Genomic DNA, 26,091 nt, shown 5'->3' with positions numbered 1-26,091 from the left:
CGTCGTCGGGTGAACACGCCATTTTTGAGGAGTCTGCCCGGAGGGACCCCACCCCCACCCACCGGACGGTGGGCGACCCGCACCCCACGGACGACGACGCCCCCCCCAAGCCCGTCCGGCGATTGAGGACGGAACCCCGCACCACGGAACCCCGCACCCCCGCCCCATACGGCACACTGGAGGTTTCCCCCACCCGAAAGGGCAAACGCGCGTGACCGGACCCCTCATCGTCCAGAGCGACAAAACGCTCCTTCTCGAAGTCGACCACGAGCAGGCCGACGCCTGCCGCAGGGCCATCGCGCCGTTCGCGGAGCTGGAGCGCGCGCCCGAGCACATCCACACCTACCGGCTGACCCCGCTCGGGCTGTGGAACGCCCGAGCGGCCGGGCACGACGCCGAGCAGGTCGTGGACGCGCTCGTGACGTTCTCCCGCTACCCCGTCCCGCACGCCCTGCTCGTCGACATCGCCGAGACGATGGACCGGTACGGCCGCCTCACGCTGTCGAAGCACCCCGTGCACGGCCTGGTGCTGACGACGACGGACCGGCCGGTCCTGGAGGAGATCCTCCGGTCGAAGAAGGTCCAGCCGCTGGTCGGGACGCGGATCGACCCGGACACCGTCGCGGTGCACCCGTCCGAGCGCGGGCAGGTCAAGCAGACGCTGCTGAAGCTGGGCTGGCCGGCCGAGGACCTCGCGGGGTACGTGGACGGCGAGGCGCACCCGATCGAGCTGGACGAGAGCGGCTGGGCGCTGCGCCCGTATCAGCAGCAGGCGGTCGAGGGGTTCTGGCACGGCGGCTCGGGCGTCGTCGTGCTGCCCTGCGGCGCCGGCAAGACGCTGGTCGGGGCCGGTGCGATGGCGCAGGCCAAGGCGACGACGCTGATCCTGGTGACGAACACCGTCTCGGCCCGGCAGTGGAAGCACGAGCTGGTGAAGCGTACGTCGCTGACCGAGGACGAGATCGGCGAGTACAGCGGGACCAGGAAGGAGATCCGGCCGGTCACGATCGCCACGTACCAGGTGCTGACGACGCGCCGGAAGGGCGTCTACCCGCACCTGGAGCTGTTCGACTCCCGTGACTGGGGTCTGGTGATCTACGACGAGGTGCACCTGCTGCCCGCGCCGGTCTTCAAGTTCACCGCGGACCTCCAGGCGCGCCGCCGCCTCGGGCTGACCGCCACCCTCGTGCGCGAGGACGGCCGCGAGTCGGACGTGTTCTCGCTGATCGGGCCGAAGCGGTTCGACGCCCCGTGGAAGGAGATCGAGGCGCAGGGCTACATCGCGCCCGCCGACTGCGTGGAGGTCCGGGTCAATCTGACGGACTCGGAGCGGCTGGCGTACGCGACGGCCGAGACGGAGGAGAAGTACCGGTTCTGCGCGACGACGGCGACGAAGCGGAAGGTCACCGAGGCGCTGGTGCGCAAGCACAAGGGCGAGCAGACGCTGGTCATCGGGCAGTACATCGACCAGCTCGACGAGCTGGGTGAGCATCTGGACGCCCCGGTGATCAAGGGCGAGACGAGCAACGCGCAGCGCGAGAAGCTGTTCGAGGCGTTCCGGCAGGGCGAGCTGAACGTGCTGGTGGTGTCGAAGGTGGCGAACTTCTCGATCGACCTGCCGGAGGCGACGGTCGCCATCCAGGTGTCGGGGACGTTCGGTTCGCGCCAGGAGGAGGCGCAGCGCCTGGGCCGGGTGCTGCGGCCGAAGGCGGACGGGCACGAGGCGCGGTTCTACTCGGTCGTCGCGCGCGACACGATCGACCAGGACTTCGCGGCGCACCGCCAGCGGTTCCTGGCCGAGCAGGGCTACGCGTACCGGATCGTCGACGCGGACGAACTGCTGTCGGAGAGCTGAGGGCGGCAGCGAGCTGAGGGCGGCAGCGAGCTGAGCTGAGGCCGCGGAGAGCTGAGGGGAGGCGGCGCGGTCAGTGGCCGCGCCGCACGCCCGCCTCCTCCGCGTACTCGCCGAGGACGACGACACCGAAGGCGGCCCGCGCGAAGACCTTGACGGCGCGCAGGGCGCCGGAGGCGCGGCTGTGGGGGTGACCGGGGGCCGCGGTGGCGCCGGTCCTGCCGGGGTTCAGGGTGAAGGTGCTCATGTATCCATGGTGCTCCGGGCGGGTGGCCCGGGGCGTCGCCCCGGAGGCGGAAGCCGGACGCGGCGCGCGTACGCCTGCGGTCGCACGGTGTCCCCTACGGGGTGGACGGCACCGTAATCCGTTCGCGCGGGGCGCGGGCCGCCGGTACACTCGCCGGTCTGCCCGCCTCCCGAACCGTGGTACCGGCGGCCCGTGAGGGCCTGTGCCGGCAGCCGGGGGAGCGCCGCCGACCGGACGGAAACCGGCCGACAACCGTACGTGCGTCACCGTACGTACCAGTGATCGATCCCCGAGCGGACCGCATCGCCCCGCACAGACACGGGACGGGCTGCGGTCCGCCGTCCTGCGTTGAATGCCGGAGGCAACACCGTGCCCGCGCACGAATTCGAGAGCGACACCACCACCGACCCCCTCGCGCACGAGCGCGCCCATCTCGCGGCCTCGCGCGCCGCGCTGCGCGCCATGCGGGAGGACGCCCAGGCCCTGGACATCAGCGATGTCACGGCGAACTGGGTGAACGCCGCAGTGCTTCAGGCGCAGATCGACGAGCGCATCAAGTCGCTCGCCGACCTCTCGCACACCCCGCTGTTCTTCGGGCGGCTCGACTATCTCCACGTGATCGGGGCCGAGGAGGCGGAGGGCGCGGAGGGCGAGCAGTTCTACATCGGGCGCCGCCATGTCCACGACGCGGTCGGGGATCCGATGGTCATCGACTGGCGCGCGCCGGTCTCGCAGCCGTTCTACCGGGCGTCCCGCAAGGACCCGCAGGACGTGGGCCGCAGGCGCCGTTTCGGGTACACGGGCGGCGACCTGACCGCGTACGAGGACGAGCACCTGACCGACCCAGCGGAGGCGGAGCAGACGAGCAAGCTGCTCCAGGCGGAGATCGAGCGGCCCCGCGTCGGCCCGATGCGGGACATCGTGGCGACGATCCAGCCGGAGCAGGACGAGATCGTCCGCAGCGGGCTGGGCGGCACGGTGTGTGTGCAGGGAGGGCCCGGTACGGGGAAGACGGCGGTGGGCCTGCACCGGGTGGCGTATCTGCTGTACGCGCACCGCGAGCGGCTGGCCCGCACCGGGACCCTGGTGGTCGGGCCGAACCGGTCGTTCCTGCACTACATCGAGCAGGTGCTGCCGGCCCTCGGTGAGCTGGAGGTGAAGCAGGCGACCGTCGAGGACCTGGTGGGCGCGCAGGTCGAGGTGCGCGGCACGGACGAGGCACTGGCGGCCGTCGTGAAGGGCGACGCGCGGATGGCCGAGGTGCTGCGGCGGGCGCTCAGGTCGCATGTGACGCTGCCGACGGAGCCGGTGATGGTGGTGCGCGGCTCGCGGCGCTGGCGGGTCCCGGCGTACGAGATCGAGGAGATGGTCCAGGAGCTGCTGGCCCGCGACATGCGGTACGGGGCGGCGCACGAGGCGCTGCCGCAGCGCATCGCGCACGCGGTGCTGGTGCGGATGGAGGAGGCGGGCGAGGCGCCCGACGACCGGGTGCAGAACGCGGTGGCCCGCAACCCCGCGGTGAAGGCGGCGGTGAAGGCGGTCTGGCCGGCGGTCGAACCGGCGAAGCTGGTGCTGCGGCTGCTGGCGGACCCGGAGTTCCTGGCGGCGCACGCGGAGGGCCTGCTCACCGAGGACGAGCAGAAGGCCATCCTCTGGGTGAAGCCGGCCCGCAGTGTGAAGTCCGCGAAGTGGTCGGCGGCGGACGCGGTGCTGATCGACGAGGCATCGGACCTGGTGGCGCGTACGCATTCGCTGGGCCATGTGGTGATCGACGAGGCGCAGGACCTCTCCCCCATGCAGTACCGGGCGGTGGGCCGCCGCTGCTCGACGGGTTCGGCGACCGTGCTCGGCGACCTGGCGCAGGGGACGACGCCGTGGTCGACGCAGAGCTGGGAGCAGGCGCTGCACCATCTGGGCAAGGCGGACGCGGTGGTGGAGGAGCTGACGGCCGGCTTCCGCGTGCCGCGCGATGTGATCGCGTACGCCTCGCGGCTGCTGCCGGTGATCTCGCCGGGGCTGACGGCGGTGGAGTCGGTGCGTGAGTCGCCCGGTTCGCTGTCCGTACGGGAGGTGGTGGGGGCGGACGCGCTGGACGCGGCGGTGATCGCGGCGTGCGAGGAGGCGCTCACGCACGAGGGGTCGACCGGTCTGATCGCCGCCGACGCGCGCATCCCGGCGCTGGCCGACGCCCTGACGGCGGCGGGCCACCCCTACCTCTCCCCCGGCCAGGAGACGACCGCCGATTCCCGGCTGACGCTGGTCCCGGCGTCGTTGGCGAAGGGCCTTGAGTACGACTACGTGGTGCTGGACGAACCGGCGGCGGTGGTCGACGGGGAGCCGGACGAGCGCACGGGCCTGCGCCGGCTGTACGTGGCGCTGACCCGTGCGGTGTCCGGGCTCGCGGTGCTCCACTCGGCGCCACTGCCGCGGGAGCTGGGGTAAGGGAGCGGGGGCGGGGGGACGCTCGTCCACCCCCGCCCCCGCCCGGTTCAGCCGGCCGTGCAGGCCCTGCCGTTCAGCTTGACCGTGCCCGGGTCGGCCGCCGGGCCCGAGAGGCTGCTGTTGAACCCGAAGTCGACCGACGCGCCCGGTGCGAGGGTCCGGTTCCAGGACAGCCCAGTGGCCGTCACCGTCCTGCCGTGCTGCGCGAGTTCGGCGCTCCAGGTGTGGCTGAGCCTCTGGTCGCCGGGGAGCAGCCAGGTCAGGGACCAGGGCGTGACGGGCTCGGTGCCGGTGTTCCTCACCGTGACCGTGGTGGTCGATCCGGTGCTCCACGGGTGCGAGGAGTACGTGACCCGGCAGGCGCGGTCCGGGCCCGCGCCGTCGCCCGCGTCGTCCAGGTAGGAGGCGACGAAGGCCAGCGGCGCGTTCCAGTTGATGGCGACCTCGTTGGTGGCGTACGAGCCGTTGTCGTCGAGGTAGCACATCGCGGCGGCGCAGCCCTTGAGCTTCGTCGCGGCTTCGGGGTCGCCGGAGGTGGGTGCGGTGAGGTTGGGGCCGCCCGCGAGGGAGCCGGCCGGCGGGTGGGGCAGGGCGGGGTCGGACTGGTGCGCCCAGAACCGGTGGTGCTGGTTCTGCGAGAAGCGCTCGCCGTACCCGGTGACGTAGGACTGGTTGAGCGGGTTGCGCCCGAACAGGTAGTCCGCGCCGCGCAGGACGGCGTCGCGGTAGCCGGCCTCGCCGGTGAGGTCGGCGGCGGTGGCCAGCACGATCATGTTGTTCAGCACCTGGCTGTTGGAGCCCCAGGTGTAGTTCTGGCCCGTGGGGGCGTACGGCACGCCGTACAGCTGGTCCTCGGTCTGCTGCTTGTAGCGGTCGGCCGCCGTGGTGACGACGGCCCGCACATCCGCGAGTTGATCCGTCGTCAGGTCGTTCGGGACGGTGGCCAGGGTGAGCACGCCGAGCCCGGCGGTGCCGCCCCACCACATGCCGCCGTCGGCGGGGAAGGCGGCGTCGGCGTCACCGTGCAGCGGCGATTCGAGCAGGGCCTGGCGGTAGGTGTCCTTGCCGGTGGTGGTGAACAGCTCGGCGGCGGCCCAGTAGAACTCGTCGCTGACGTCGTTGTCCTCGTAGGTCCCGCCTCCGACACCGTCGGCCGGGCTGGCGTACACCGCCGGGTGGGCCTTCGCGGCGGCCCACGCCGTCTCGGCTGCGGTACGGCACTGGGCCGCGAAGTCCGCGTCGAACGGCGCGTACAGCCGGGCGCACTGGGCGGCGGTCGCGGCGAGGTTCAACGTGGCGGCGGTGGTCGGCGGGTGCAGTTCGCGCTGTTCGGGGTCGAGTTCGGGCCGCATCGGCAGACCGGTCCAGTTGGCGTCGTGCACCTTGTGGTGGACCATGCCGGCGAGCGGGTTCCCGGCCGGGACCTGCATGCGCAGCAGGAAGTCCAGCTCCCAGCGCGCCTCGTCGAGGATGTCGGGCACGTCGTTGCCGTGCTCGGGCACCCGCAGCGCGCCGTCGCCGAGTTCGGCGGACTCCGCCCCGTCGGCGGTCAGGGTCCGCTCGTACGTGTCCATCAGCTCAGCGACCGCGATGCCGCCGTTCACCACGTACTTGCCGTGGTCACCGGCGTCGTACCAGCCGCCCCGCACATCGAGCCGGTAGTCACAGACCCCCGGCTGGCACGGCACGTCCGTGTCGCCCTTGTTGGGCGCCACACCGAGGTGCCCTGCCGGTCGCGCGTACTCCTCACCCACCAGATCCGCGTCGATCTCGATGCCGCTGCGGTTCTGGTAGAAGTACGCGAGCGAGTCGGAGCGCAGGCTGTCGTAGAGGTCGGCGCGGATCGAGAAGGGCTCGCTGACCTGGCCGTCCGCCTCGATCGTGAAGCCGTCCCCGGTGTCGGTGACAGCACCGAAGTCGAAGGTGTGGACGTTCTGCCGGGAGGTCGGGTCCTCCCCGCCCGGCACGGTCGTCCCGCTCGCGACCGCCGCCCCGTCGGCCGACTTCAACGTCCACGGCAGCGGGTCGGTCGCGTCGGTGACCAGGGTCCCGGTCTTGGGGCCCTTGGGGAGGTAGCCGACCTGGTTGACGCGGACGGGCGAACCGGTGTCGGGCTCGTACACGGGCGGTTCGGCGCCGCCGCGCAGGGACACGTCGTCCAGGCAGAAGGTGGCCGCCTCGGCCCCGCCGCCGACCTGGAAGGCGACCTGGGCCGCGTCCCGGTCGGCGGTCGCGGTGAAGACATGGGTGACGGGGGCGGCCTCGACGCCGATCTGATCGGTCGCGGAGAGATCGGTGGTGTACGGCTCGGTGGCCATCTGCACGTTGGTGTGAATGGACAGCGGTACGGTCGAACTGGCCGTGTACGTAAGGGTGTACGTCTCCCCGGCGACGAGCGGGATGTCGTTCTGCCCGACGATCGCGTCCCACGGGTTGGCGGTCCCCGCCTCCACATCCGCGCAGAGCCGGCCGTCCACGACGGCGGCGGGCGCGTTGGCCGTCCACCACCAGGGCGCGGTCCCGGCGGAGAAGTCTCCGTTGGTGATCTGCTCGGGGGCCGGCTCGTCGTCGGCGGCGGCACCGGGCGCACTGAGGACACCGCCGAACAGTGCGGCGAGGGCCAGTACTCCGAGCGCGCGGCGTCTGCGGCGGGTGGGGGACGGAGGCGGGGAGGCGTTCACCGGGGGCCTTTCGTAGCAGTAACGGGGCAGCCGAGCGGAGAAAGAGCGATGGGAGCGCTCCCACGACAGACGGGCATGCCGGGGAGGCGCGCCATGGGAGCGTTCCCATCACCGCGCAGCCATTGTGGAGCGGGGGATGACTGTTGCGCCAGGGTCATGACACCCACACCTGGGAAACCCCGCACCCGCGAAACGTCCGGGTGGGGGCGCGCAGGACAGTCCCCGCGGAAAACGGCGTACGACCCGGGCCCCCCGCGTACCCGGGTGAACACGCCATTTTCGAGGAGACACCCCGGAGGGACCCCGCCCCCACCCACCGGACGGCGGGCGCAACCAAACCCGTCCGGCGCTTGGCCACACACAGGGCCAAATCAAGCCCGTCCGGCACGTGAGGACGGCACCCGCACCCCACGGACGAACCCAAATCAAGCCCGTCCGGCACCTGGCCACACACAGGGCCAAACCAAGCCCGTCCGGCGCTTGAGGACAAAACCCCCGCCCCGGCAAGGGCCGAGCCCAAAGGATGCCGCCCGCCCAAGGGCTACGCGTCGAGCACGTCCCGCCACTCCCGCACCGCGGCCTCGGCCACCGCCCCCGACCAGCCCCCCGTCCGCGCCGCGCCGCCGATGTGCACGGCGTCGATGCCCGCGTCCAGCAGCTCCGGCAGGTGCTCCAGACGCAGACCGCCGCCGACGAGGATCTGCGGCTCATACCCCGGCTCACCCTTGCGGGCCGCCTCGACGACCAGCGTGGGGATGCCGTCGTCCACCCCGGCGGCCGAACCGGCGGTGAGGTACGTGTCCAGGCCCGGCAGGTCCGCGAGGGCCTTGCGCAGGGCGTCCCGGTCGGCGGCGCGGTCGATCGCACGGTGGAACGTCCAGCGGCAGCCGTCCAGTTCGGCGACGAGCCGCTCGACCGCGACCAGGTCGGGGTTGCCGTCCGCATCCAGGAAGCCGAGCACGAACTCGTCCGCACCCTCGGCGCGCAGCTCGCGCGCCTTGCGCACGAGTACGTCGATGTCGCCGGCCGCGAAGCCGTCGGCGACCCTGAGCATCACGCGCAGCGGGATGTCCACCGCGGCCCGGATCGCCGCGAAGGTCGCACAGGACGGGGTGAGGCCGTCCGCCGCCATGTCGGTGACCAGCTCAAGCCGGTCCGCACCACCCGCCTGGGCAGCGACCGCGTCCTCCGCGTCGAGAGCGATCACCTCCAGGACTGCACGGTTGCTCATGGGAACCCAATCCTCCAGGAAGCAGCTATAGGTCTAGTCCAATGGCCAGCCTACGGGGCGGTAGGCCGGCCGCGCAGCCCTCACCGTGAACGTGAAGATACGCGAGGTCAAACACCCGCCGGTCGAACGACGGCGCGCGACCCCCGCACCAACAAGGGATCACCCTTGCGAATGGATAGGGGGTGGGGGTATACATGAACCATGACCAGATACCCCCCAGGGGTATAAAGACGAAGACACTCCACCTCACCTCACCCACAGAGGAGGCCACCATGTCCGCGCAAACCGCGGCCGACCCGGCTGCCACCACCGCTGCCGGCGCCGCCGCAGAGGTCGAGCTGGCCATCGGCGGCATGACGTGCGCCTCGTGCGCGGCCCGTATCGAGAAGAAGCTCAACCGGATGGACGGCGTCACCGCCACCGTCAACTACGCCACCGAGAAGGCCCACGTCAGCTACGACGAGGACGCCGACGTCTCCGTACAGGACCTCATCGCCACGGTCGAGAAGACCGGCTACACCGCGCACGAGCCCGCTCCCCCGGCCCGTACCGCCGGCGTCTCCTCCGCCGCCCCGGCCGAGGAGGCTGACGAGCTGCGCCCGCTGCGGCAGCGCCTGATCACGGCCGTGCTGCTCGCGGTACCGGTGATCGCGATGGCGATGATCCCGCCGCTCCAGTTCGACAACTGGCAGTGGCTCTCGCTCACCCTCGCGGCCCCCGTCGTCACGTACGCCGGCTGGCCGTTCCACCGGGCGGCGTGGACCAACGCCCGGCACGGCGCGGCCACGATGGACACGCTGATCTCGGTCGGTACGTCGGCCGCGTTCCTGTGGTCGGTGTGGGCGCTGTTCTTCGGCACCGCCGGGATGACCGGCATGACGCACCCCTTCGAGCTGACCATCGGCCGCAGCGACGGCGCCGGGAACATCTACCTCGAAGCGGCCGCGGGCGTCACCGCGTTCATCCTCGCCGGGCGCTGGTTCGAGGCCCGGTCCAAGCGGAAGGCGGGCGCCGCGCTGAAGGCGCTGATGGAGCTGGGCGCGAAGGAGGTCACCGTCCTGCGCGGCGGGCGCGAGGTGACCGTGGACACGGCGGATCTCCGGGTCGGCGACCGCTTCCTGGTCCGGCCGGGCGAGAAGATCGCCACGGACGGCGTGGTCGTGGAGGGCGGCTCGGCGGTGGACGCGTCGATGCTGACCGGCGAGTCCGTGCCGGTGGAGGTCGCGGTCGGCGACGCGGTGACCGGCGCCACGCTGAACGCGGGCGGCCGGCTCGTCGTGGAGGCGACCCGGGTCGGCTCCGACACACAGCTGGCCCGGATGGCGAAGCTGGTCGAGGACGCGCAGAACGGCAAGGCGGCGGCGCAGCGGCTGGCCGACCGGATCTCGGCGGTGTTCGTCCCGGTGGTGATCGTGCTCGCGCTCGGCACGCTGGCGTTCTGGCTGATCGACGGGGCCGGTCCGACGGCCGCGTTCACGGCGGCGGTGGCGGTCCTGATCATCGCCTGCCCCTGCGCCCTGGGCCTCGCGACCCCCACCGCCCTCATGGTCGGCACCGGACGCGGCGCCCAGCTCGGCATCCTCATCAAGGGCCCCGAGGTCCTGGAATCAACCCGCCGCGTCGACACCATCGTCCTCGACAAGACCGGCACCGTCACCACCGGCCGCATGACCCTCCAGACCGTCCACACCACTCCCACCACCACCGAAACCGACGTCCTCCGCCTCGCCGGAGCACTCGAACACGCCTCCGAACACCCCATCGCCCAAGCAGTCGCCGCCGGAGCCACCAACCACACCACCACCCCCCTCCCCACCCCCGAGGACTTCACCAACGTCCCCGGACTCGGCGTACAGGGCACCGTCGACGGCCACGCCGTCCTCGTCGGGCGGGAACAGCTGCTGGCCGAGTGGGAGATCCGGCTCCCGGCGGAGCTGGCCCGCCGCAAGGCCGAGGCGGAAGCGGCCGGCCGTACGGCCATCGCGGTGGCCTGGGACGGCGAGGCGCGCGCGGTCCTCGAAGTGGCCGACGCGGTCAAGGACTCCAGCGCGGAGGCCGTCACCGCGCTCCGGGCACTCGGCCTGACCCCGATCCTGCTGACCGGCGACAACCGGGCGGTGGCCGAGTCGGTCGCGGCCGAGGTCGGGATCGACCAGGTGTACGCGGAGGTCCTGCCGCAGGACAAGGTCGACGTCGTCAAGCGCCTCCAGTCCGAGGGCCGTTCGGTGGCCATGGTCGGTGACGGCGTCAACGACGCCGCCGCCCTCGCGCAGGCCGATCTGGGCCTGGCGATGGGCACCGGCACCGACGCGGCGATCGAGGCGAGCGACCTGACCCTGGTGCGCGGGGACCTGCGGACGGCGGCGGACGCGATCCGGCTCGCGCGCCGGACGCTCGGCACCATCCGTACGAACCTGTTCTGGGCCTTCGCGTACAACGTGGCCGCGCTGCCGCTGGCCGCGATGGGGCTGCTGAACCCGATGATCGCGGGCGCGGCGATGGCGTTCTCGTCGGTCTTCGTGGTCGGCAACTCGCTGCGGCTGCGGGGGTTCAGGGCAGGAGTCTGAAGGTCGCTGCCGAAGGGCGGCCGGGCTCGGCCTCCGACACGGAGGCCGGGCACCGGCCGCCCGCCGCCGTCTCCCCGCCCGGGGCGTGCGATGCGCACCCCCGTCCGAGACCTCGAACGCGCCGAGGGCGCCGAGGCCGCCGAGGCCGCCGAGGGCTCCTCCCGAGGCTTCGGGCGCGTGTCGCGCCAAGCGGGAACGGCCGAACGGAGCGGCTCCGCAGCCCCGTTGTCAGTGCCCGCGTCTACGCTCCTGCCATGAGCGACTTGCTGCACGACGCCCTCCCCGGGCACGAGGTCAACCTCGTCTTCGCCCGGGGCCTCTCCCTGTCCGCACTCGCCTCCGGACTGCGCGAGCTGAACCGCGAGCCGCTCGCCGAGGGCGAGGCGGACGGCTGGGTGTGGGCGGTGCACGACATGGTCAACGACGAGCTGGAGGACTGGGAGAACGTCGACTACCGGCGGGTCTGCCCGCAGGGGGCCGAGGTCGTGGTGTTCGTGACCGAGCCGTGCAGCGCGAAGGCGCACGGCCCGAGCTTCGACTATCTGCGCGACGGCGCCTACACGCTCTCCTTCAGCTTCGAGGACCTGTGCAGCCGGGTGGGCGAGAACCCCGACTACATGTCGGCCGAGCTGCTCGCGGCGAACCTCATAGGCCCGGATTCGGAGTGCACCCGGTGGGAGACCGAGGAGGGCCACGACTGCTACGAGGACCATGACTTCGACCGCGAGGTGCGGATCGCGGGCGTGATAGCGAAGTGCTTCGGCCTGCCGTCCGCGCCGCTCGCCCCGGCGGTGACGGCGCGGTGACCATACCCCTCATCGCCCCGGACACGTTCGTCACGTACGCCAGGGGCCTGGACCTGCCCACGCTGAGCGCGATCTGCGCCGAGGTGGGCCTGCCCGCCCGTGCGGAGGGCGAGGCGGACGGCTGGGTCTGGGTGACGCACGACGCGGGCACCAGCACCGGCGGCAAGGTGGCGGACCAGGCGGGTCACGTCACCGGGTTCCGCTACGAGGACCGGCTCGGCAGCCCCAACCCGGTGGAGACGGTGTTCCTGGCCTCGACCCCGGCGTGCGAATGCCCGCATGGGCAGAACTACATGGTTCCGCACTGCGACGCGCACCCGTTCCACTTCATCCACAGCCGGCGCGGGTTCTCGCAGACGTACTTCAACATGGGCCGGCGCCGCGAGTCGCGCCGCCACGGCGACCTGCTGGTACGGGAGTTGCTGGCGGCCGGCATCGTCGGCCGGGAGACCCCGCGCTACGCGGCCGAGCCCGGGTTCAACGACGACGGCGCCGTGACGCTGCGGATCATCGCCGACCGCTTCGGCCTGCCCGCCACGGGGTGAGCGCCGGTCCGGCAGTGCAACCCGCCTCTCAGCCCTCAGCCCTCAGTCGAAGATGTTCAGCTCGCTCTCGCGCGCCCCGTCCAGCTCGTACCGCGTACCGGTCAGCGGCCGGCCCGCGTACAGGCGGATCAGGGTCGCGCCGTCCCCGGCGTACCGGGCCGGTTTCCGGTCGTCCCGTCGCGCGCCGAGCGTCAGCTCCGTCGTGGCGCCGGTCAGCCGGGCGGTGAGCGGGAGCGTCTCCCGGGCGCGGGTCACGGCCGCGAGGAGGGCGAGGGCGGGGCCGAGCCCCGGGCCCTCGTAGGCGCCCCGCAGGCCGAACGCCTCGCGGACGTCCCCGGCGTGCACCCACTCGCCGAGCGCGATCCCGTCCATCGCACCGCCCGAGGCCGCGATGACCGGCCCCGCCCCGGTCATACCGCGCTCTAGTTCGTCCACCACCTGCGTGTTCGTCCAGCCGGCCCGGTCCGCGATGTCCCGGTCGTTGGACTCGGGGCTGAACACCCCCCGCTCGAAGCGGCCCTCCACCACCCGGTTCAGGGCGGCCCCGCAGTGCGCGAGGACGTCCCGCACGGTCCAGCCGGGGCAGGCGGTGCGCAGCTCGAAATCACGGTCGGATGCGTCCCTCAGCAGCGGCACGAAGAGATCGCGCTCGGTGCGCAGGAGGAGACCGGGCAGTTCGGGATCGCGTGGTTCGGTCACGGCCTCATGCAACCACCGATGGCCGGGAACCACCCGTTCGCCATGCCGAAGTGACGCACACTCAATTACTCTTGCGCACCAAGAGAGTTGGCATACACCTTAAGCCTCCGGGAGCCATCGTGTCCCTCTTGATCGATCTCGCCGGCCAACTTGTCCCTCACTTCTCCTACTTCGCCGCCCGCATGACCGATGGTGTGATGGAGGGCGCCGTGCAGCGGATCACAGACCGAACCGTCGACGCGGGCGAGGGCGCCTTCCGCCACCTCGTCGGGCTGGACGGGGCGGCGGCCGACGACGAGGCCGCGCTCACCTCGCGGGCCGCCGACGAGCTGGACAGCATGGTGGCGAGGTTGAACGCCGAGGAGCGCGAGCGGCTCGCCGCGGCGCTGACCACCTGGCTGGAGAACCCTCGCGGCCGAGACAGCCTCGTGGACCTGGTGGAAGCCCCCCGCCCCGACCCCGGCCCCGGCTCCGGTCCCGACCCCGACCCCGGCCCCCGCCCCGGTCCTGGCCCCCGCCCCGGCCCCGGTCCCGGTCCGCACGTCTCGGTCGAGTCGCACGGCGACTACAACACGGTGATCGGCAGCGTCGGAACGTTCAACCAGTACCCGAGAGACGACCTGTCGTGAGCCACGACCCCGGCGACAACGGCGGAATCTCCAGCCGGTCGTACGGTCGCGACAGCACGGTCATCGGCCGGGCCGACACGCTGTTCCAGGTCTTCATCCAGCGGGCCTCCTTCGTCACGGGATGGTTGTTCCTCGTCCTGGCCGTCGTCCTCACCGGCTACGCCGTGTGGAACTGGCCCGGCGGCTCGCGCAAGCAGTACGTCGTCTTCTTCGTCTTCCTCGTCCTCGCCTTCCTCGCCGCTGTCGCCCACATAGGCGTACGCAGACCCGAGCGCGGCCGGGCCGGCGGGGTGGGCCGGGGGGCCGGGAGCGCGCGGCCCCGGCTGCCCGATCTGCTGCTCATCGCATCGCTCGTCTTCTCCCTGATCAGCTGGTGGTCGTTCCAGAACGTCGTACGCAACGGCGAGGTGGCGACGGTGATCCAGGTGACCGGGAAGCAGCCGCTGACCGGGGCGTCGGGCAGTGTGCTGACGCTGACGATGCCCCAGCCGGAACGCGCCGACCGGCGGGACCGGCTCCGGCTCACCCTGGAGGTCGGGGAGGACGACCCGAGCGCCCCGGCGTGCTCCCACAAGACGCGGGTCCAGCTCACCGCGGTCACCCAGGGGGTCAGTCCGCGCCGGTCCGATCTGCCCGCCCGTTCCACCACCGACTTCGCCCTCGGCGATCTCGCCGCCCGGTCCGGGACCTCCTTCGAACTGCGGGTGCGGACCGTCGAAGGCTGCACCCTGCGGCTGTTGGACTGGCAGGCCGTCCTGCACAACACCTGACGACAACTCACAGGGAGCGAGGCATGAGATGACAGGAGCAGCCCGACACCGGCGGGCGGTGACCGTCACGGCGGCCGTCGCGACGGCCGTTCTGTACGCGGCGGCGACCGGCTGCGACTCCGAACCCGAGTCGATCCTCAGCGACCGGACGGAGGTCGGGGCCAAGAGCGACCAGCCGGGCACGAGCTTCTCGCCGCACGACGGCGAGTACAACGGCTTCGACATCTCCGTGGTCGGGACCCTCATGAACATGCTCGGTTACGACACTCCGCGCTTCAGCGGGGTGCTGTCCAAGAACCGCGCCAAGCTGCTGCACGACGACCACGTCCAGCTGGTGGCCGCGACCTACTCCATCACCCCGAGCCGGATGGCGCCGAAGGACAAGGGCGGCGACGACCTCGACTTCGTCGGCCCGTACGCCTCCACCCAGCAGGGCTTCCTGATCCGCAAGGACGACCGGAGCATCCGCACCCTGGCCGACCTCGACGGCAAGGTCGTCTGCGTCTGGAAGGGCACCACGTCCGCCAACGAGCTCAACAAGCCGGCGCACGACAAGATCGTCAAGCGGACGGAGGAGGACGCGAGCTACTGCGTGAAGGCGCTCAAGGACAAGGAGGTCGACGCGGTCTCCACGGACCAGCTGATCCTGTACGGGTTCATGCAGGCCAATCCGTCGCTCAGGGTCGTGCCCGGCATCAAGTTCGGGGAGCCCAACGACTACGGCATCGCCATGGCCAAGGGGCACCGCAAGGACTGCGTCCGGCTGCGCGACGCGCTCACGCAGTACATCCGCCAGGCGACCTCCTGGGAACGCGACTTCCAGAACAGCCTTCCCGCCGTCCCCAAGGAGACCCGGGACGAGGCCAAACCCACCGAGGACGAGATCATGGCCCTGTCCTGCGTGGACCGGCCGGGCGACAGCCCCGCCGACTGACCGGCGGGGCACCCCTGGGGCCTGTCCTCACTGCCGTCGTCGCCCGGCAGACGGCAGTGAGTACAGGCCCTAGAGTCGCCGCCATGACCGACAGCGCGCAGAGTCTCCGCATCCGATGGCAGGAAGTCCTCGTCGCCGCCCGGGGCGGCGGCGAGGGCCCCGACCCGCTGCCGTACGCCGACAACCTCCTGGCGCGCTGGGCCGAGCCGCAGCGCAAGTACCACACCACCGCGCACCTCGCGGCGGTCCTCGACCGGATCGACACGCTCGCCGGTCATGCCGCCGACGCGGACGCGGTACGCCTGGCCGCCTGGTTCCACGACGCGGTCTACCGGCCCGACCGCTCGGAGAACGAGGAGCGCAGCGCCGTACTCGCCGAGCGCGCGCTGCCCGAGGCGGGGGTGCCGGACGGGGTCACCGCGGAGGTCACCCGGCTGGTCCGGCTCACCGTCACGCACGATCCGGCCGCGGGCGACACCAACGGCGAGGTGCTGTGCGACGCGGACCTGGCGATCCTGGCGGCGGCGCCGAAGGAGTACGGGGAGTACGCGGCCCAGGTGCGCGAGGAGTACGGCTTCGTCCCGGACGAGGCGTTCCGGGAGGGGCGGGCCGCCGTGCTGCGGCAGCTGCTGGGGCTGCCCAGGCTGTTCCGCACGCCGTACGGGGCGGCCGAGTGGGAGCCGAGGGCGCGGCAGAACCTGCTGACGGAGCTGGAGCTGCTGACCGGCGCGTGACCCGGCGCACGCGCCGGCGGGAGCACCGGAGCGCGCGGTCGGCAGGCACCCACGGCGACGGCCGCCGGGAACACCCCGGGAACACCCCGGGGAGTGACCCCGGGAATACCCGGGGAATGCCAGGGCTGTTTTCGCTGTTGGCAGCTGTCATGCCCGACTCCGCCGCTCGCAGCCGCTCCCGTATGCCTCTGGCCGTCTACATCCTCGGCCTCTCGGTCTTCGCCCTCGGAACGAGCGAGTTCATGCTCTCCGGGCTGCTGCCGCCGATCGCCGAAGACATGAACGTGTCGATCCCGCGTGCCGGGCTCCTGATATCCGCCTTCGCGATCGGCATGGTGATCGGTGCCCCGCTGCTCGCGGTGGCGACCCTGCGGCTGCCCCGCCGCACCACGCTCATCGCGCTGATCTCGGTCTTCGGCCTCGGGCAGGTCGCGGGCGCGCTCGCACCGACGTACGAGGTGCTGTTCGTCTCCCGCGTGGTCAGCGCGTTCGCGTGCGCGGGGTTCTGGGCCGTCGGCGCGGCGGTCGCCATCGCGATGGTGCCGGTGAACGCGCGGGCCCGCGCCATGGCCGTGATGATCGGTGGGCTGTCCATCGCCAATGTGCTGGGCGTACCGCTGGGGGCGTTCCTCGGGGAGAACCTCGGCTGGCGTTCGGCGTTCTGGGCGGTCGGCGCGGCCTCGGCGGTGGCGCTGGTGGGGGTGATGACGCTGATCCCGCGCATCCCGCTCCCGGCCGAGAAGCCGCAGCTGAGGCGTGAGATGGCCATCTACCGCGACCGGCAGGTGTGGCTGTCCGTCGTGCTCACCGCGCTCGCGGCGGGCGGTGTGTTCTGCGCGTTCAGCTATCTCGCGCCGCTGCTGACGGATGTCGCCGGACTCGAATCGGGCTGGGTGCCGACCGTGCTGGCGCTGTTCGGGTTCGGGGCGCTGGTCGGTACGACGATCGGCGGCCGGGTCGCGGACGCGCACCTCTTCGGGGTGCTGCTGAGCGGGATCGCGGCGTCCACCGTGTTCCTGGCCGCGCTCGCGCTGTTCGCCTCGAACCAGGCGGCCGTGATCGCGCTGTCGTTCCTGCTGGGCCTGTCGGCGTTCTACACGGCGCCGGCGCTGAACGCCCGCATGTTCAACGTGGCGGGCGCCGCCCCGACCCTCGCGGGGGCGACGACGACCGCCGCGTTCAACCTGGGCAACACCGGAGGGCCCTGGCTGGGCGGCGCGGTGATCGACGCGGACTTCGGGTTCGAGGCGACCGCGTGGGCGGGGGCGGCGATGACGGTGGCGGCGCTGGCGACCGTGGTGGTCTCGCTGCGGCTCCAGCGGGCGCGCGGCTCGGCGTCCCGGCTGGTGGCGGCGGGCTCGGTGGGCAAGGGCGCGGCGGTGGAGTCCGCCGCCGACTGCGCGGCCGGCTGAGCCGGAGGCGCCCGCACACCCGGCCGCCACGCACCCTCACACGCGCGGCGCCGGGTCCAGTCGTCCGGTGCCGGGTCCAGTCGTCCGGCGCCGCGTACGTCGCGGGCGCACGCACCCTCACACGCGCGGCGCCGGGCGGTGCTTCGGGCGGCGCAGGCCGGCCTCCGTGATGCGGCGGACCAGTTCCTTGGAGCCGATCTGCTGGGCGCCCGCCCGTACCGCGTCCTCGTACCGGGCGTCCGGGATGTCGTAGTGGTCCCGCTCGAAGGCCCGGGGCGGGCAGCCCATGGACGCCGCGAAGGCGTGCAGTTCGTCGAACGAGACATCGCTGACGAGGTGGGACCAGAACCTGCCGTGTCCCGGCCAGTTCGGCGGGTCGATGTAGAGGGTCACGGGCGCGGTATCCCGCTGAGTCCGCCGACCGGGGCGACCGCGACCGCGGTCCTGGCGCAGACCCAGTGCGGGTGCGGGCCGAGCTCCGGCTCGACGTCCAGGGCGTGCGGGTCGCCCGCGTCGCAGACCGGGCACAGCGGCCAGCGGCCGTACTTCTCCAGCAGCGCGTCCTGCACGTCCTGGGCGACCAGGCCCACGACGAACTCGACGCCGTCCGGCCACTGCTCCACCCACCAGCGCCGGTGCGTCACCGCGTCCTCGACCATCGAGACGATCTGCGCCTCGGCGACGTCTCCGGCGGCGAGGTCGGCCATGACGAGTGCGCGGGCGGTGTGCAGCACCTGCTCCAGACGGTTCGGCTCCATGGAGCCATTCTCCACCTGCCCGGTGGCGGATTCCGCGGCTTCCGCCACAGGTCGGTACCAAAGGGGGGTTGACGGACCCCGGGGTTGAAAATATCTTTCAAAGGTGACCAATGACCTGAAGGAAAGTTTCAGTCCGGACTCGCCGCCGGCCCCGGCCGCGCTGGCCGCCAAGGTGCGGACGCTGTCGCCGTCCATGACCCGCTCGATGCAGCGGGTCGCCGAGGCCGTCGCCGGCGACCCGGCCGGCTGCGCCGCCCTGACGGTCACCGGTCTCGCCGAGCTCACGGGCACGAGCGAGGCCACCGTGGTCCGCACCGCCCGCCTCCTCGGCTATCCCGGCTACCGCGACCTGCGCCTCGCGCTGGCCGGTCTCGCCGCCCACCAGGAGTCCGGCCGGGCGCCCGCCGTCACCGCGGACATAGCGGTGGACGACCCGATCGCCGACGTGGTCGCCAAGCTGGCCTACGACGAGCAGCAGACCCTCGCCGACACGGCCGCCGGTCTCGACACCGTGCAGCTCGGCGCCGCCGTCGCCGCTGCCGCGACCGCCCGCCGGATCGACATCTACGGTGTGGGCGCCTCCTCCCTCGTCGGCCAGGACCTGGCCCAGAAGCTGGCCCGGATCGGCCTGATCGCCCACTCCCACACGGACCCGCACCTCGCGGTGACCAACGCCGTGCAGCTGCGCTCCGGTGACATGGCCATCGCGATCACGCACTCCGGCTCGACGGGCGACGTCATAGAGCCCCTGCGGGTCGCCTTCGACCGGGGCGCGACGACGGTCGCGATCACCGGCCGCCCCGACGGCCCGGTCACGCAGTACGCGGACCACGTGCTGACCACGTCCACGGCCCGCGAGAGCGAGTTGCGCCCGGCCGCGATGTCGAGCCGCACCAGCCAGCTCCTGGTCGTGGACTGCCTGTTCATAGGGGTCGCGCAGCGTACGTACGAGACGGCGGCCCCGGCCCTCGCCGCCTCCTACGAGGCGCTGGCCCACCGGCACAACCCGCGCACCCGCTGACCGTCGCCGGGCCGCCCCGGCACCCGCACCCGCACCCGCAGAACCGCCCGCGTTACGAGAAAGCAGAGCCGCTCTCCATGACCTCCCTCACCGACGCCGACGCCGCCACCCCCGACGGGTACGGCGAGCTGCGCGCCCAGCTCGCCACGCTGACCACCGAGGCGTTCCGCCCGGAGCTGGCCGAGATCGACCGGCTGGCCACCGACGAGATCGCCCGGATCATGAACGGCGAGGACCAGACCGTCCCCGCCGCCGTCGCCGCGCAACTCCCCGGGATCGCCGCCGCGATCGACGCCGTCGCGGAGCGCATGGCCCGGGGCGGCCGGCTGATCTACGCGGGCGCGGGCACCGCGGGCCGGCTCGGCGTGCTGGACGCCAGCGAGTGCCCGCCCACCTTCAACACCGACCCGGCCGACGTCATCGGCCTCATCGCGGGCGGCCCGTCCGCGATGGTCACCGCCGTGGAGGGGGCCGAGGACAGCAAGGAGCTGGCCGCCGCCGACCTCGAAGCGCTGGGGCTCACCGCCGATGACACGGTGGTCGGCATCTCCGCCTCCGGCCGTACGCCGTTCGCGATCGGGGCCGTCGAGCACGCCCGCGCGAAGGGCGCCCTGACCCTCGGCCTGTCGTGCAACGCGGACTCCGCGCTGGGCGCCGCCGCCGAGCACCCGATCGAGGTCGTCGTCGGCCCCGAGCTGCTGACCGGCTCCACCCGCCTCAAGGCGGGCACCGCGCAGAAGCTCGTCCTCAACATGATCTCCACGATCACGATGATCCGGCTCGGCAAGACGTACGGAAACCTCATGGTCGACGTGCGCGCCTCCAACGAGAAGCTGCGCGCCCGCTCGCGCCGCATCGTCTCGCTGGCCACGGGTGCCTCGGACGAGGAGATCGAGGCGGCGCTCGCCGCCACCGACGGCGAGGTGAAGAACGCCATCCTGACCATCCTCGGCCAGGTCGACGGCCCCACCGCCGCCGGCCTCCTGTCCGCGTCGGACGGCCACCTGCGCGCGGCCCTCGCCGCCGCCCCCCGCACCACCTGACCCACCGCACCACCCCTCCCCCGCACAGCAAGGCACCACGCACCATGGCTACAGAAGACAAGAACCGCGCCACTGCCGCCGCGATCCTTCCGCTCGTCGGTGGCGCCGCGAACGTCAGCTCCATCGCCCACTGCATGACCCGGCTCCGGCTGGGCCTGCACGATCGTTCGCTCGTCCAGGACGAGGCACTGAAGGCCGTGCCCGCCGTCATGGGCGTGGTCGAGGACGACACGTACCAGATCGTGCTCGGTCCCGGTACGGTCGCTCGCGTCACCCCGGAGTTCGAGAAGCTGGTCGAGGAGGGCCGGGCCGAGGCCCCCGCCCCTGCCCCCGCCACCCCGCTCACGGCGGAGGAGCTGGCCGCGCAGGGCGCCGAGATGAAGGCGGCCCGCAAGGCGAAGAACGCCACGCCGTTCAAGCTGTTCCTGCGCCGGATCGCGAACATCTTCGTGCCGCTGATCCCGGCCCTGATCGGCTGCGGCATCATCGCCGGGCTCAACGGCCTGCTGGTCAACCTCGAATGGCTCCCGTCGGTCACCCCGGCGCTCGCGGCGATGGCGTCCGGCTTCATGGCGCTGATCGCGGTCTTCGTCGGCTTCAACACGGCCAAGGAGTTCGGCGGCACCCCGATCCTGGGCGGCGCGGTCGCGGCGATCATCGTCTTCCCCGGCGTCGCGAACATCGAGGCGTTCGGCCAGAAGCTCTCCCCCGGCCAGGGCGGTGTCCTCGGCGCGCTGGGCGCGGCGGTGCTCGCGGTGTACGTGGAGAAGTGGTGCCGCCGCTGGGTGCCGGAAGCGCTGGACGTCCTCGTCACGCCGACGCTGACGGTCCTGATCTCCGGCCTGGTCACGATCTTCGGCCTGATGTACGTGGCGGGCGAGATCTCCACAGCGATCGGCACGTTCGCGGACTGGCTGCTCTCCAACGGCGGCGCGGGCGCGGGTCTCGTCCTCGGCGGCTTCTTCCTCCCGCTGGTCATGCTGGGCCTGCACCAGGCGCTGATCCCGATCCACACGACGCTGATCGAGCAGCAGGGCTACACGGTCCTCCTCCCGATCCTCGCCATGGCCGGAGCGGGCCAGGTCGGCGCGGCCATCGCGGTCTTCTTCCGTCTCCCGCGCAACGAGTCGATCCGCAGGACCATCAAGTCCGCCCTGCCCGCGGGCTTCCTGGGCGTCGGCGAACCCCTGATCTACGGCGTCTCGCTCCCGCTGGGCCGCCCGTTCGTCACGGCGTGCGTGGGCGGTGCGTTCGGCGGCGCGTTCGTCGGCTTCTTCAACCAGCTGGGCGACGCGGTCGGCTCCACGGCGATCGGCCCGTCCGGCTGGGCCCTGTTCCCCCTGCTCGACGGCAACCACGGCCTGGGCGCGACGATCGCGATCTACGCGGGCGGCCTCCTCGTCGGCTACCTGGCGGGCTTCGTCGCCACGTACTTCTTCGGCTTCAGCAAGGACCTCCTGGCGGAGTTCAACGTCTCCCAGGACCCGACGGCCACCCCGGCGACCGCTCCGGCCCCGGCCCCGGCCCCGGCGCCCGCGACGGCGAAGGAACCGGCGGCACTCTGAGGCGTACGACGACGAAGCGGCGGCACCCGGTGCGGGTGGCCGCCGCTTCGCCGTCGTGCACCTCAGGCCGGGAAGCCGTCCGTGGGCACCGTGACGTCGAAGGGCGCGGGCAGCACGAGCGGCTTGCCGAACGGCACCGGGTCGGACTGCTTGTAGGTGCCGTCCTCGTTCGGCTCGGTGAACAGGGTGGCCATGGCCCCGCGCGTATCGAACCGGTCGATCAGCAGATACATGGGCACGCCCGCGCGGGCGTAGGCGCGGTACTTCTTCGTACGGTCCTCGCGGGCGTTCCCCTTCGACGTGATCTCGGCGATGAGGAGGGCGTCCGAGGCGTCCATGGGGACGCTGGTGTCGGGATCGGCGGAATCGATCAGCTCGGAAGGCATGACCACGAGGTCCGGAACGTAGAGCTTGCCGAGGGGTGCCACGTGCACACCCAGGGTCTGGTAGATCCCCATCTCGTCGGGCAGGTTCGCGTAGAGGCAGCGCTGCACCTTCTCGGCGATCCCGTTGTGATGCGCATGCGGCGGCGGTGTCAGGAAGATCCGCCCTTCATCGATCTCGGCGCGCCACCCCTCGGGCACGTCGAGTTCCTGCCAGGTGCGCAGCAGGTAGTCCCACTGGCGGCCTTCAGGGTCCTGCTGGTGCTCGACCATCGCGGCGGTCATCGCGGGTCCCTTCCTCTGAAGCCTGGAGGGGGGAGCGTAGATCGACAGTTCAGCGGCGCGGGGCCGCTCTCCTCAGCGTCCCACGATCGGGTGAGCAGCGCACCGATCACCGGGCGGGCTTCCCGGCCGCGCGCCGGGGCCTGGCTCATCCGCCGGTCGGTCCCAGCCCCCTGACCAGCGCCAACAGCGCGTCGTGCGTGGCCGGGTCCGCCGCCACGACCAGGCCGCCCGCGCCCGTGTGGACGGGCAGGCCGTCGATGCCGGTCACCACGCACCCGGCGGCTTCGCAGAGCGCGATCCCGGCGGCGAAGTGCACGCTGTCCAGGCGCAGCCCCGTGCCGCCGTCGGTGACGTACGCGGCCCGGCGGCCGGCGGCGACCCAGGCGACGGCGAGCGTGCTGGAGATGACGCGCGGCCGGTACCCGGCGGCGAACCCCGGCATGGCGAGCAGTTCCACCGCACGGAAGCCGGGGGCGTGGGGAAACGGCGGATCGAGGTTGACGTCGACCAGCCGCGACCCGGCCGAGGGGACGAGCCTCTCGTCCGTCCCGTCGGCCGCCCGCACCCACGCGTGCGCGCCGTCGGTCCAGAACACCTCGCCGCTGAACGGATCGGCGGAGGCGGCTGCCGTGATCCCGGAACCCACGCGCAGCGCGACGTTCACCGCGACGAGCATGCTGCCCACCGCGTAGTTCAGCGTGCCGCACAGCGGATCGACCAGCCACCCGCGCTCCGTGCCCGGGGCCCCGCTCGCCCCGCTCTCCTCACCCGTCACCGCGTCCTCGGGCCGGGCCGCGCGGAGCACGCCGAGTATGGCCTCCTCGGCCGTGAGGTCCGCCGCCGTCGCGAAGTCACCGGCCGACTTCTCGAACCGTGCCAGCGACTCCCCGTACATCTCGCGGACGACGGCCGCACCCGCGCGAGCCGCCCTGACGGCCAGTTGGGCATCGCTCTCCATGCTCATGCTCATGGTCACCATGCCCGCAGGCTATCGACGGCCGCGCTGTCGGCGGCCGGTTACCGAGGCAGCTTCCCCTCCCGGTTCAGCTCCGTCACCCGGGCCCGCAGCACGACCCCCGGCGGGGCCGGCCGGACGGAGTCGGGCGGGCAGTCCCACTCCGGCCCACCCCCCGGCGGCCGGAGCTGCACGTACGGCCCGACGCGCCCCATCACCCGGCCCACCCGCCCGTCCCGCGCATCCACGGCGAAGGACCCCGGCTCCGGCGTACACGCCTCCGGTCCGTCTCCTTCACCCGCCATGGCCCGCTGCCTTCCCGTCCAGCACACCGCACAGCCGAAGCGCCGTGTCGAGGTTGCAGCGCCCGAGGTCGACCAGCACGTTCGCCTCGTCGCTCGCGCACGAGACCGGGTCGACCCGCAGCGACGGCAACGTGACCCCGACCCCCGCGAACCCTTCCCTCAGCCGCGCCACCATCTCCTCGGCCTCCCGCACTCTGCTCGCCGCCGCTTTGCGCCGTTCCGTAGTCGTCATGATCCATTCCTTCCACGCTGAGTAATGAAGATGCATACCCAGAGTGGTGATTCTCTCGTTAGCCTGGAAGAGGTGCAGCCCCAACAACCGCACGTGTGCAACCGGGAGTTGTCATGCCAGGTCCCAGAAAGCTCGACCCCTCCTCCTCCCCGCGCGCCCTACTCGGCGCGGAACTCCGCCACCGAAGAGAGCGGGCGGGCCTCTCCCAGACCGAACTGGGCGCCCCGCTCTTCCTCAGCGGCTCGTTCATCGGCCAGCTGGAGTCCGGGGTGCGGCGGATGCAGATGGACCAGGCGGCGAAGTTTGACGAGATCCTGGACGCGGACGGCTTCTTCGTACGGAACTGCGCGGCACTGAAGAAGTCCAAGTACCCCGACCACTTCGCGGAGGCGGCCGAGGCGGAGGCGCGAGCGACCACGATCAAGGAGTACGCGCCCCAGCTCATCCCGGGCCTGTTGCAGACGGAGGCGTACGCGCGGGCGGTGTTCCGGGAAGGTCTTCCCACCTCCACAGAGAGCACAATCGACGAGTTGGTGGCGGCACGGCTGGAGCGCGGCCAGATCCTCACCGATCCAACAGTGCCAATGTTGTGGGTCGTGCTGGACGAAGCGGTGCTGCGTCGAGCCGTGGGCGGACCGGGAACAATGGCGGCGGCACTCCGCCACATTGCTGCACTGGCCCGCCAACACCGGATCATCGTGCAGGTGCTGCCGTTCGAGGCGGGCGGCCATCCGGCCATGGGCGGCGGCCTCAAGCTCATGGCATTCGCCGACGCTCCCCCACTCGCCTACCTGGACGGCCTCGGAGCGGGTCAACTTCTAGACGACCCAGGCACCGTGAGGGGCTACGAACTGACCTACGATCTGGTCGTGGCCAACGCGACCTCACCGGCAGCGTCCCTGGCCTTGATCGAGTCGGTGGCGGAGGATTACGAGCATGAAGCGCAGCGGATCTGACTACGACCTGTCCACGGCCACCTGGCACAAATCCTCCTACAGCGATGCCAGCGGCGGTAACTGCGTAGAGGTCGCCACCTGGCGCAAGTCCTCCTACAGCGGACCGAGCGGCGGAGACTGCCTCGAAGTCCTCGACGGCAACCCCGACATCGTCCCCGTCCGCGACTCCAAGGTGCCCAACAACCCGGCCATCATCTTCCACGCGACCGCCTGGCACCCCTTCATCACCGACCTCAAGCACGGCTGACCCAGCGGTAATCGAGGCAGTGGCAGAGGATTACGAGCATGAAGCGCAGCGGATCTGACTACGACCTGTCCACGGCCACCTGGCACAAATCCAGCTACAGCGGTGGCGACGGCGGCGACTGCGTGGAGATCGCCACCTGGCGCAAGTCCACCTACAGCGACGGCAGCGGCGGCAACTGCCTCGAAGTCCTCGACGGGGTCCCCGTCCGCGACTCCAAGGTGCCCAACAACCCGGCCATCATCTTCCACGCAACCGCCTGGCACCCCTTCATCACCGACCTCAAGCACGGCTGAACACCCTGGCTCGGGGCTCAAGCCCCGGGCCCCGAGCGCTCTTTGAGTGGAATGGGCGGATGGGCCTGTACCCACCCGCCCACCCTCGTGACCCGCAAGGGTTGACTTTTCGCGTTCGAGTTGCGACCGACCGTAGCCACGCTCTAGCTTCAGCGAGGACACAGACCAAGACGGCCCCTGCCGGTGTTTGAGCACCGCCAAGGGCCTGACCACCTCGATCGACAGTTAGAGAAGGAACCGATCAGATGGCTGCCAGCCAGTTTAGTGGTGCCTCCGCGCCCGACCACCCGATGGCCAACCCCGGTTACGGCAAGCGCTCCGCGCCGGACCAGCGCCCCCGCACCGGCGCCGACTTCACCCACCTCATCCCCCGCGACGCCGCCATCGCCTCGTACATCGACTCACTGCGCGACGGCGCCGACATCTCCGTGAAGACCCTCGCCAAAGCCCTCCCGTACGGACAGTGCGCGATCCGCACCACCCTCAACCGCCTCCAAAA

26 protein-coding genes and 1 pseudogene are annotated in these 26,091 nt (G+C 71.8%); 17 read left to right on the top strand and 10 right to left on the bottom strand.

The genetic code is table 11. The features are described from left to right. The first annotated feature begins 211 nt into the window (after positions 1–211). The gene (locus B082_RS0126885; RefSeq protein ID WP_018554899.1) at positions 212–1,855 is read left to right on the top strand and encodes a DNA repair helicase XPB; all 1,644 of its coding nucleotides are present in this window, start codon (positions 212–214) and stop codon (positions 1,853–1,855) included. A gap of 70 nt (positions 1,856–1,925) precedes the next feature. On the opposite strand, the gene B082_RS39585 is transcribed toward B082_RS0126885, so the two are convergent. Next, a complete protein-coding gene (locus B082_RS39585; protein ID WP_018554898.1) occupies positions 1,926–2,099 on the bottom strand; it encodes a hypothetical protein in 174 nt (57 codons plus the stop codon). A gap of 369 nt (positions 2,100–2,468) precedes the next feature. On the opposite strand from B082_RS39585, the gene B082_RS0126875 reads away from it, so the two are divergent. Then, positions 2,469–4,541: a HelD family protein gene (locus B082_RS0126875; RefSeq protein ID WP_018554897.1), complete on the top strand. Its 2,073-nt coding sequence runs from the start codon at positions 2,469–2,471 to the stop codon at positions 4,539–4,541. 47 nt (positions 4,542–4,588) lie between these two features. On the opposite strand, the gene B082_RS0126870 is transcribed toward B082_RS0126875, so the two are convergent. Both B082_RS0126870 and B082_RS0126865 read right to left on the bottom strand, forming a co-directional pair. Next, a complete protein-coding gene (locus tag B082_RS0126870; RefSeq protein WP_018554896.1) occupies positions 4,589–7,222 on the bottom strand; it encodes a glycoside hydrolase family 9 protein in 2,634 nt (877 codons plus the stop codon). Positions 7,223–7,763: 541 nt separating this feature from the next. Further along, a complete protein-coding gene (locus B082_RS0126865) occupies positions 7,764–8,453 on the bottom strand; it encodes a copper homeostasis protein CutC (RefSeq protein WP_018554895.1) in 690 nt (229 codons plus the stop codon). A 272-nt stretch (positions 8,454–8,725) separates the two neighbouring features. Here B082_RS0126865 and B082_RS0126860 point away from each other — a divergent pair, with 272 nt between their 5' ends. The 3 genes from B082_RS0126860 (at position 8,726) to B082_RS0126850 (ending at position 12,371) form a co-directional block, all read left to right on the top strand. Continuing rightward, complete coding sequence (locus B082_RS0126860) at positions 8,726–11,020, top strand: heavy metal translocating P-type ATPase (protein ID WP_018554894.1); 2,295 nt, start codon at positions 8,726–8,728, stop codon at positions 11,018–11,020. Positions 11,021–11,274: 254 nt separating this feature from the next. Beyond that, a complete protein-coding gene (locus B082_RS0126855) occupies positions 11,275–11,826 on the top strand; it encodes a hypothetical protein (protein WP_037710966.1) in 552 nt (183 codons plus the stop codon). Continuing rightward, positions 11,823–12,371, top strand: a complete 549-nt coding sequence (locus B082_RS0126850; RefSeq protein ID WP_018554892.1) for a hypothetical protein — start codon at positions 11,823–11,825, stop codon at positions 12,369–12,371. The genes B082_RS0126855 and B082_RS0126850 overlap by 4 nt, the downstream gene beginning before the upstream one ends. Before the next feature lie 42 nt (positions 12,372–12,413). Here B082_RS0126850 and B082_RS0126845 read toward each other — a convergent pair whose 3' ends face one another. After that, positions 12,414–13,070: a maleylpyruvate isomerase family mycothiol-dependent enzyme gene (locus B082_RS0126845; protein WP_018554891.1), complete on the bottom strand. Its 657-nt coding sequence runs from the start codon at positions 13,068–13,070 to the stop codon at positions 12,414–12,416. Positions 13,071–13,189: 119 nt separating this feature from the next. On the opposite strand from B082_RS0126845, the gene B082_RS39580 reads away from it, so the two are divergent. The 5 genes from B082_RS39580 (at position 13,190) to B082_RS0126820 (ending at position 17,549) form a co-directional block, all read left to right on the top strand. Further along, on the top strand, positions 13,190–13,699 hold the full coding sequence (locus B082_RS39580; RefSeq protein ID WP_018554890.1) for a hypothetical protein: 510 nt from the start codon (positions 13,190–13,192) through the stop codon (positions 13,697–13,699). Further along, positions 13,696–14,469: a hypothetical protein gene (locus tag B082_RS0126835; protein ID WP_018554889.1), complete on the top strand. Its 774-nt coding sequence runs from the start codon at positions 13,696–13,698 to the stop codon at positions 14,467–14,469. The genes B082_RS39580 and B082_RS0126835 overlap by 4 nt, the downstream gene beginning before the upstream one ends. A 28-nt stretch (positions 14,470–14,497) precedes the next feature. Beyond that, entirely contained in the window at positions 14,498–15,403 is a 906-nt protein-coding gene (locus B082_RS0126830) for a transporter substrate-binding domain-containing protein (RefSeq protein ID WP_051094697.1), read from the top strand. A gap of 83 nt (positions 15,404–15,486) precedes the next feature. Next, positions 15,487–16,137, top strand: a complete 651-nt coding sequence (locus tag B082_RS0126825) for a hypothetical protein (RefSeq protein WP_018554887.1) — start codon at positions 15,487–15,489, stop codon at positions 16,135–16,137. Between the two features lie 182 nt (positions 16,138–16,319). Continuing rightward, complete coding sequence (locus tag B082_RS0126820) at positions 16,320–17,549, top strand: Cmx/CmrA family chloramphenicol efflux MFS transporter (protein WP_026250245.1); 1,230 nt, start codon at positions 16,320–16,322, stop codon at positions 17,547–17,549. Between the two features lie 117 nt (positions 17,550–17,666). Here the strand turns inward: B082_RS0126820 and B082_RS0126815 are convergent, their stop codons facing one another. Together B082_RS0126815 and B082_RS0126810 are read right to left on the bottom strand one after the other, a co-directional pair. Further along, positions 17,667–17,942, bottom strand: coding sequence for a DUF4031 domain-containing protein (locus B082_RS0126815; protein ID WP_018554885.1), 276 nt, complete (start codon positions 17,940–17,942; stop codon positions 17,667–17,669). Continuing rightward, positions 17,939–18,307, bottom strand: a complete 369-nt coding sequence (locus B082_RS0126810; RefSeq protein WP_026250244.1) for a hypothetical protein — start codon at positions 18,305–18,307, stop codon at positions 17,939–17,941. Before B082_RS0126810 ends, B082_RS0126815 begins: the two co-directional genes overlap by 4 nt. 103 nt (positions 18,308–18,410) lie before the next feature. On the opposite strand from B082_RS0126810, the gene B082_RS0126805 reads away from it, so the two are divergent. The 3 genes from B082_RS0126805 (at position 18,411) to B082_RS0126795 (ending at position 21,936) form a co-directional block, all read left to right on the top strand. Continuing rightward, on the top strand, positions 18,411–19,328 hold the full coding sequence (locus B082_RS0126805) for a MurR/RpiR family transcriptional regulator (protein WP_018554883.1): 918 nt from the start codon (positions 18,411–18,413) through the stop codon (positions 19,326–19,328). A gap of 77 nt (positions 19,329–19,405) precedes the next feature. Next, positions 19,406–20,371, top strand: coding sequence for an N-acetylmuramic acid 6-phosphate etherase (gene murQ, locus B082_RS0126800; RefSeq protein ID WP_018554882.1), 966 nt, complete (start codon positions 19,406–19,408; stop codon positions 20,369–20,371). Positions 20,372–20,415: 44 nt separating this feature from the next. Further along, complete coding sequence (locus B082_RS0126795) at positions 20,416–21,936, top strand: PTS transporter subunit EIIC (RefSeq protein WP_018554881.1); 1,521 nt, start codon at positions 20,416–20,418, stop codon at positions 21,934–21,936. A gap of 62 nt (positions 21,937–21,998) precedes the next feature. Here the strand turns inward: B082_RS0126795 and B082_RS0126790 are convergent, their stop codons facing one another. The 4 genes from B082_RS0126790 to B082_RS0126775 form a co-directional block, all read right to left on the bottom strand. After that, the gene (locus tag B082_RS0126790) at positions 21,999–22,604 is read right to left on the bottom strand and encodes a Uma2 family endonuclease (RefSeq protein WP_018554880.1); all 606 of its coding nucleotides are present in this window, start codon (positions 22,602–22,604) and stop codon (positions 21,999–22,001) included. 145 nt (positions 22,605–22,749) lie between these two features. Continuing rightward, the gene (locus B082_RS0126785; RefSeq protein ID WP_026250243.1) at positions 22,750–23,583 is read right to left on the bottom strand and encodes an inositol monophosphatase family protein; all 834 of its coding nucleotides are present in this window, start codon (positions 23,581–23,583) and stop codon (positions 22,750–22,752) included. Between the two features lie 38 nt (positions 23,584–23,621). Next, on the bottom strand, positions 23,622–23,864 hold the full coding sequence (locus tag B082_RS40075) for a hypothetical protein (protein WP_018554878.1): 243 nt from the start codon (positions 23,862–23,864) through the stop codon (positions 23,622–23,624). Further along, the gene (locus B082_RS0126775; RefSeq protein WP_026250242.1) at positions 23,854–24,096 is read right to left on the bottom strand and encodes a hypothetical protein; all 243 of its coding nucleotides are present in this window, start codon (positions 24,094–24,096) and stop codon (positions 23,854–23,856) included. The genes B082_RS40075 and B082_RS0126775 overlap by 11 nt, the downstream gene beginning before the upstream one ends. Before the next feature lie 113 nt (positions 24,097–24,209). Here B082_RS0126775 and B082_RS0126770 point away from each other — a divergent pair, with 113 nt between their 5' ends. From B082_RS0126770 to B082_RS36750, 4 genes and pseudogenes are all read left to right on the top strand, one after another. Continuing rightward, positions 24,210–25,052, top strand: a complete 843-nt coding sequence (locus tag B082_RS0126770) for a helix-turn-helix domain-containing protein (RefSeq protein ID WP_018554876.1) — start codon at positions 24,210–24,212, stop codon at positions 25,050–25,052. Then, a complete protein-coding gene (locus B082_RS0126765; protein ID WP_018554875.1) occupies positions 25,033–25,299 on the top strand; it encodes a DUF397 domain-containing protein in 267 nt (88 codons plus the stop codon). The genes B082_RS0126770 and B082_RS0126765 overlap by 20 nt, the downstream gene beginning before the upstream one ends. Before the next feature lie 38 nt (positions 25,300–25,337). Next, complete coding sequence (locus B082_RS0126760; RefSeq protein ID WP_018554874.1) at positions 25,338–25,592, top strand: DUF397 domain-containing protein; 255 nt, start codon at positions 25,338–25,340, stop codon at positions 25,590–25,592. Positions 25,593–25,882: 290 nt separating this feature from the next. Next, a pseudogene (locus B082_RS36750) lies at positions 25,883–26,091 on the top strand (hypothetical protein); the annotation flags it as partial.

Origin of the sequence: Streptomyces sp. ATexAB-D23 (genome assembly GCF_000373645.1) — a bacterium.
GTDB classification, from domain to species: Bacteria; Actinomycetota; Actinomycetes; order Streptomycetales; family Streptomycetaceae; genus Streptomyces; species Streptomyces castrisilvae.
The sequence above is the reverse complement of the archived record's forward strand: the minus strand, read 5'-3'. Positions and strand labels throughout refer to the sequence as shown.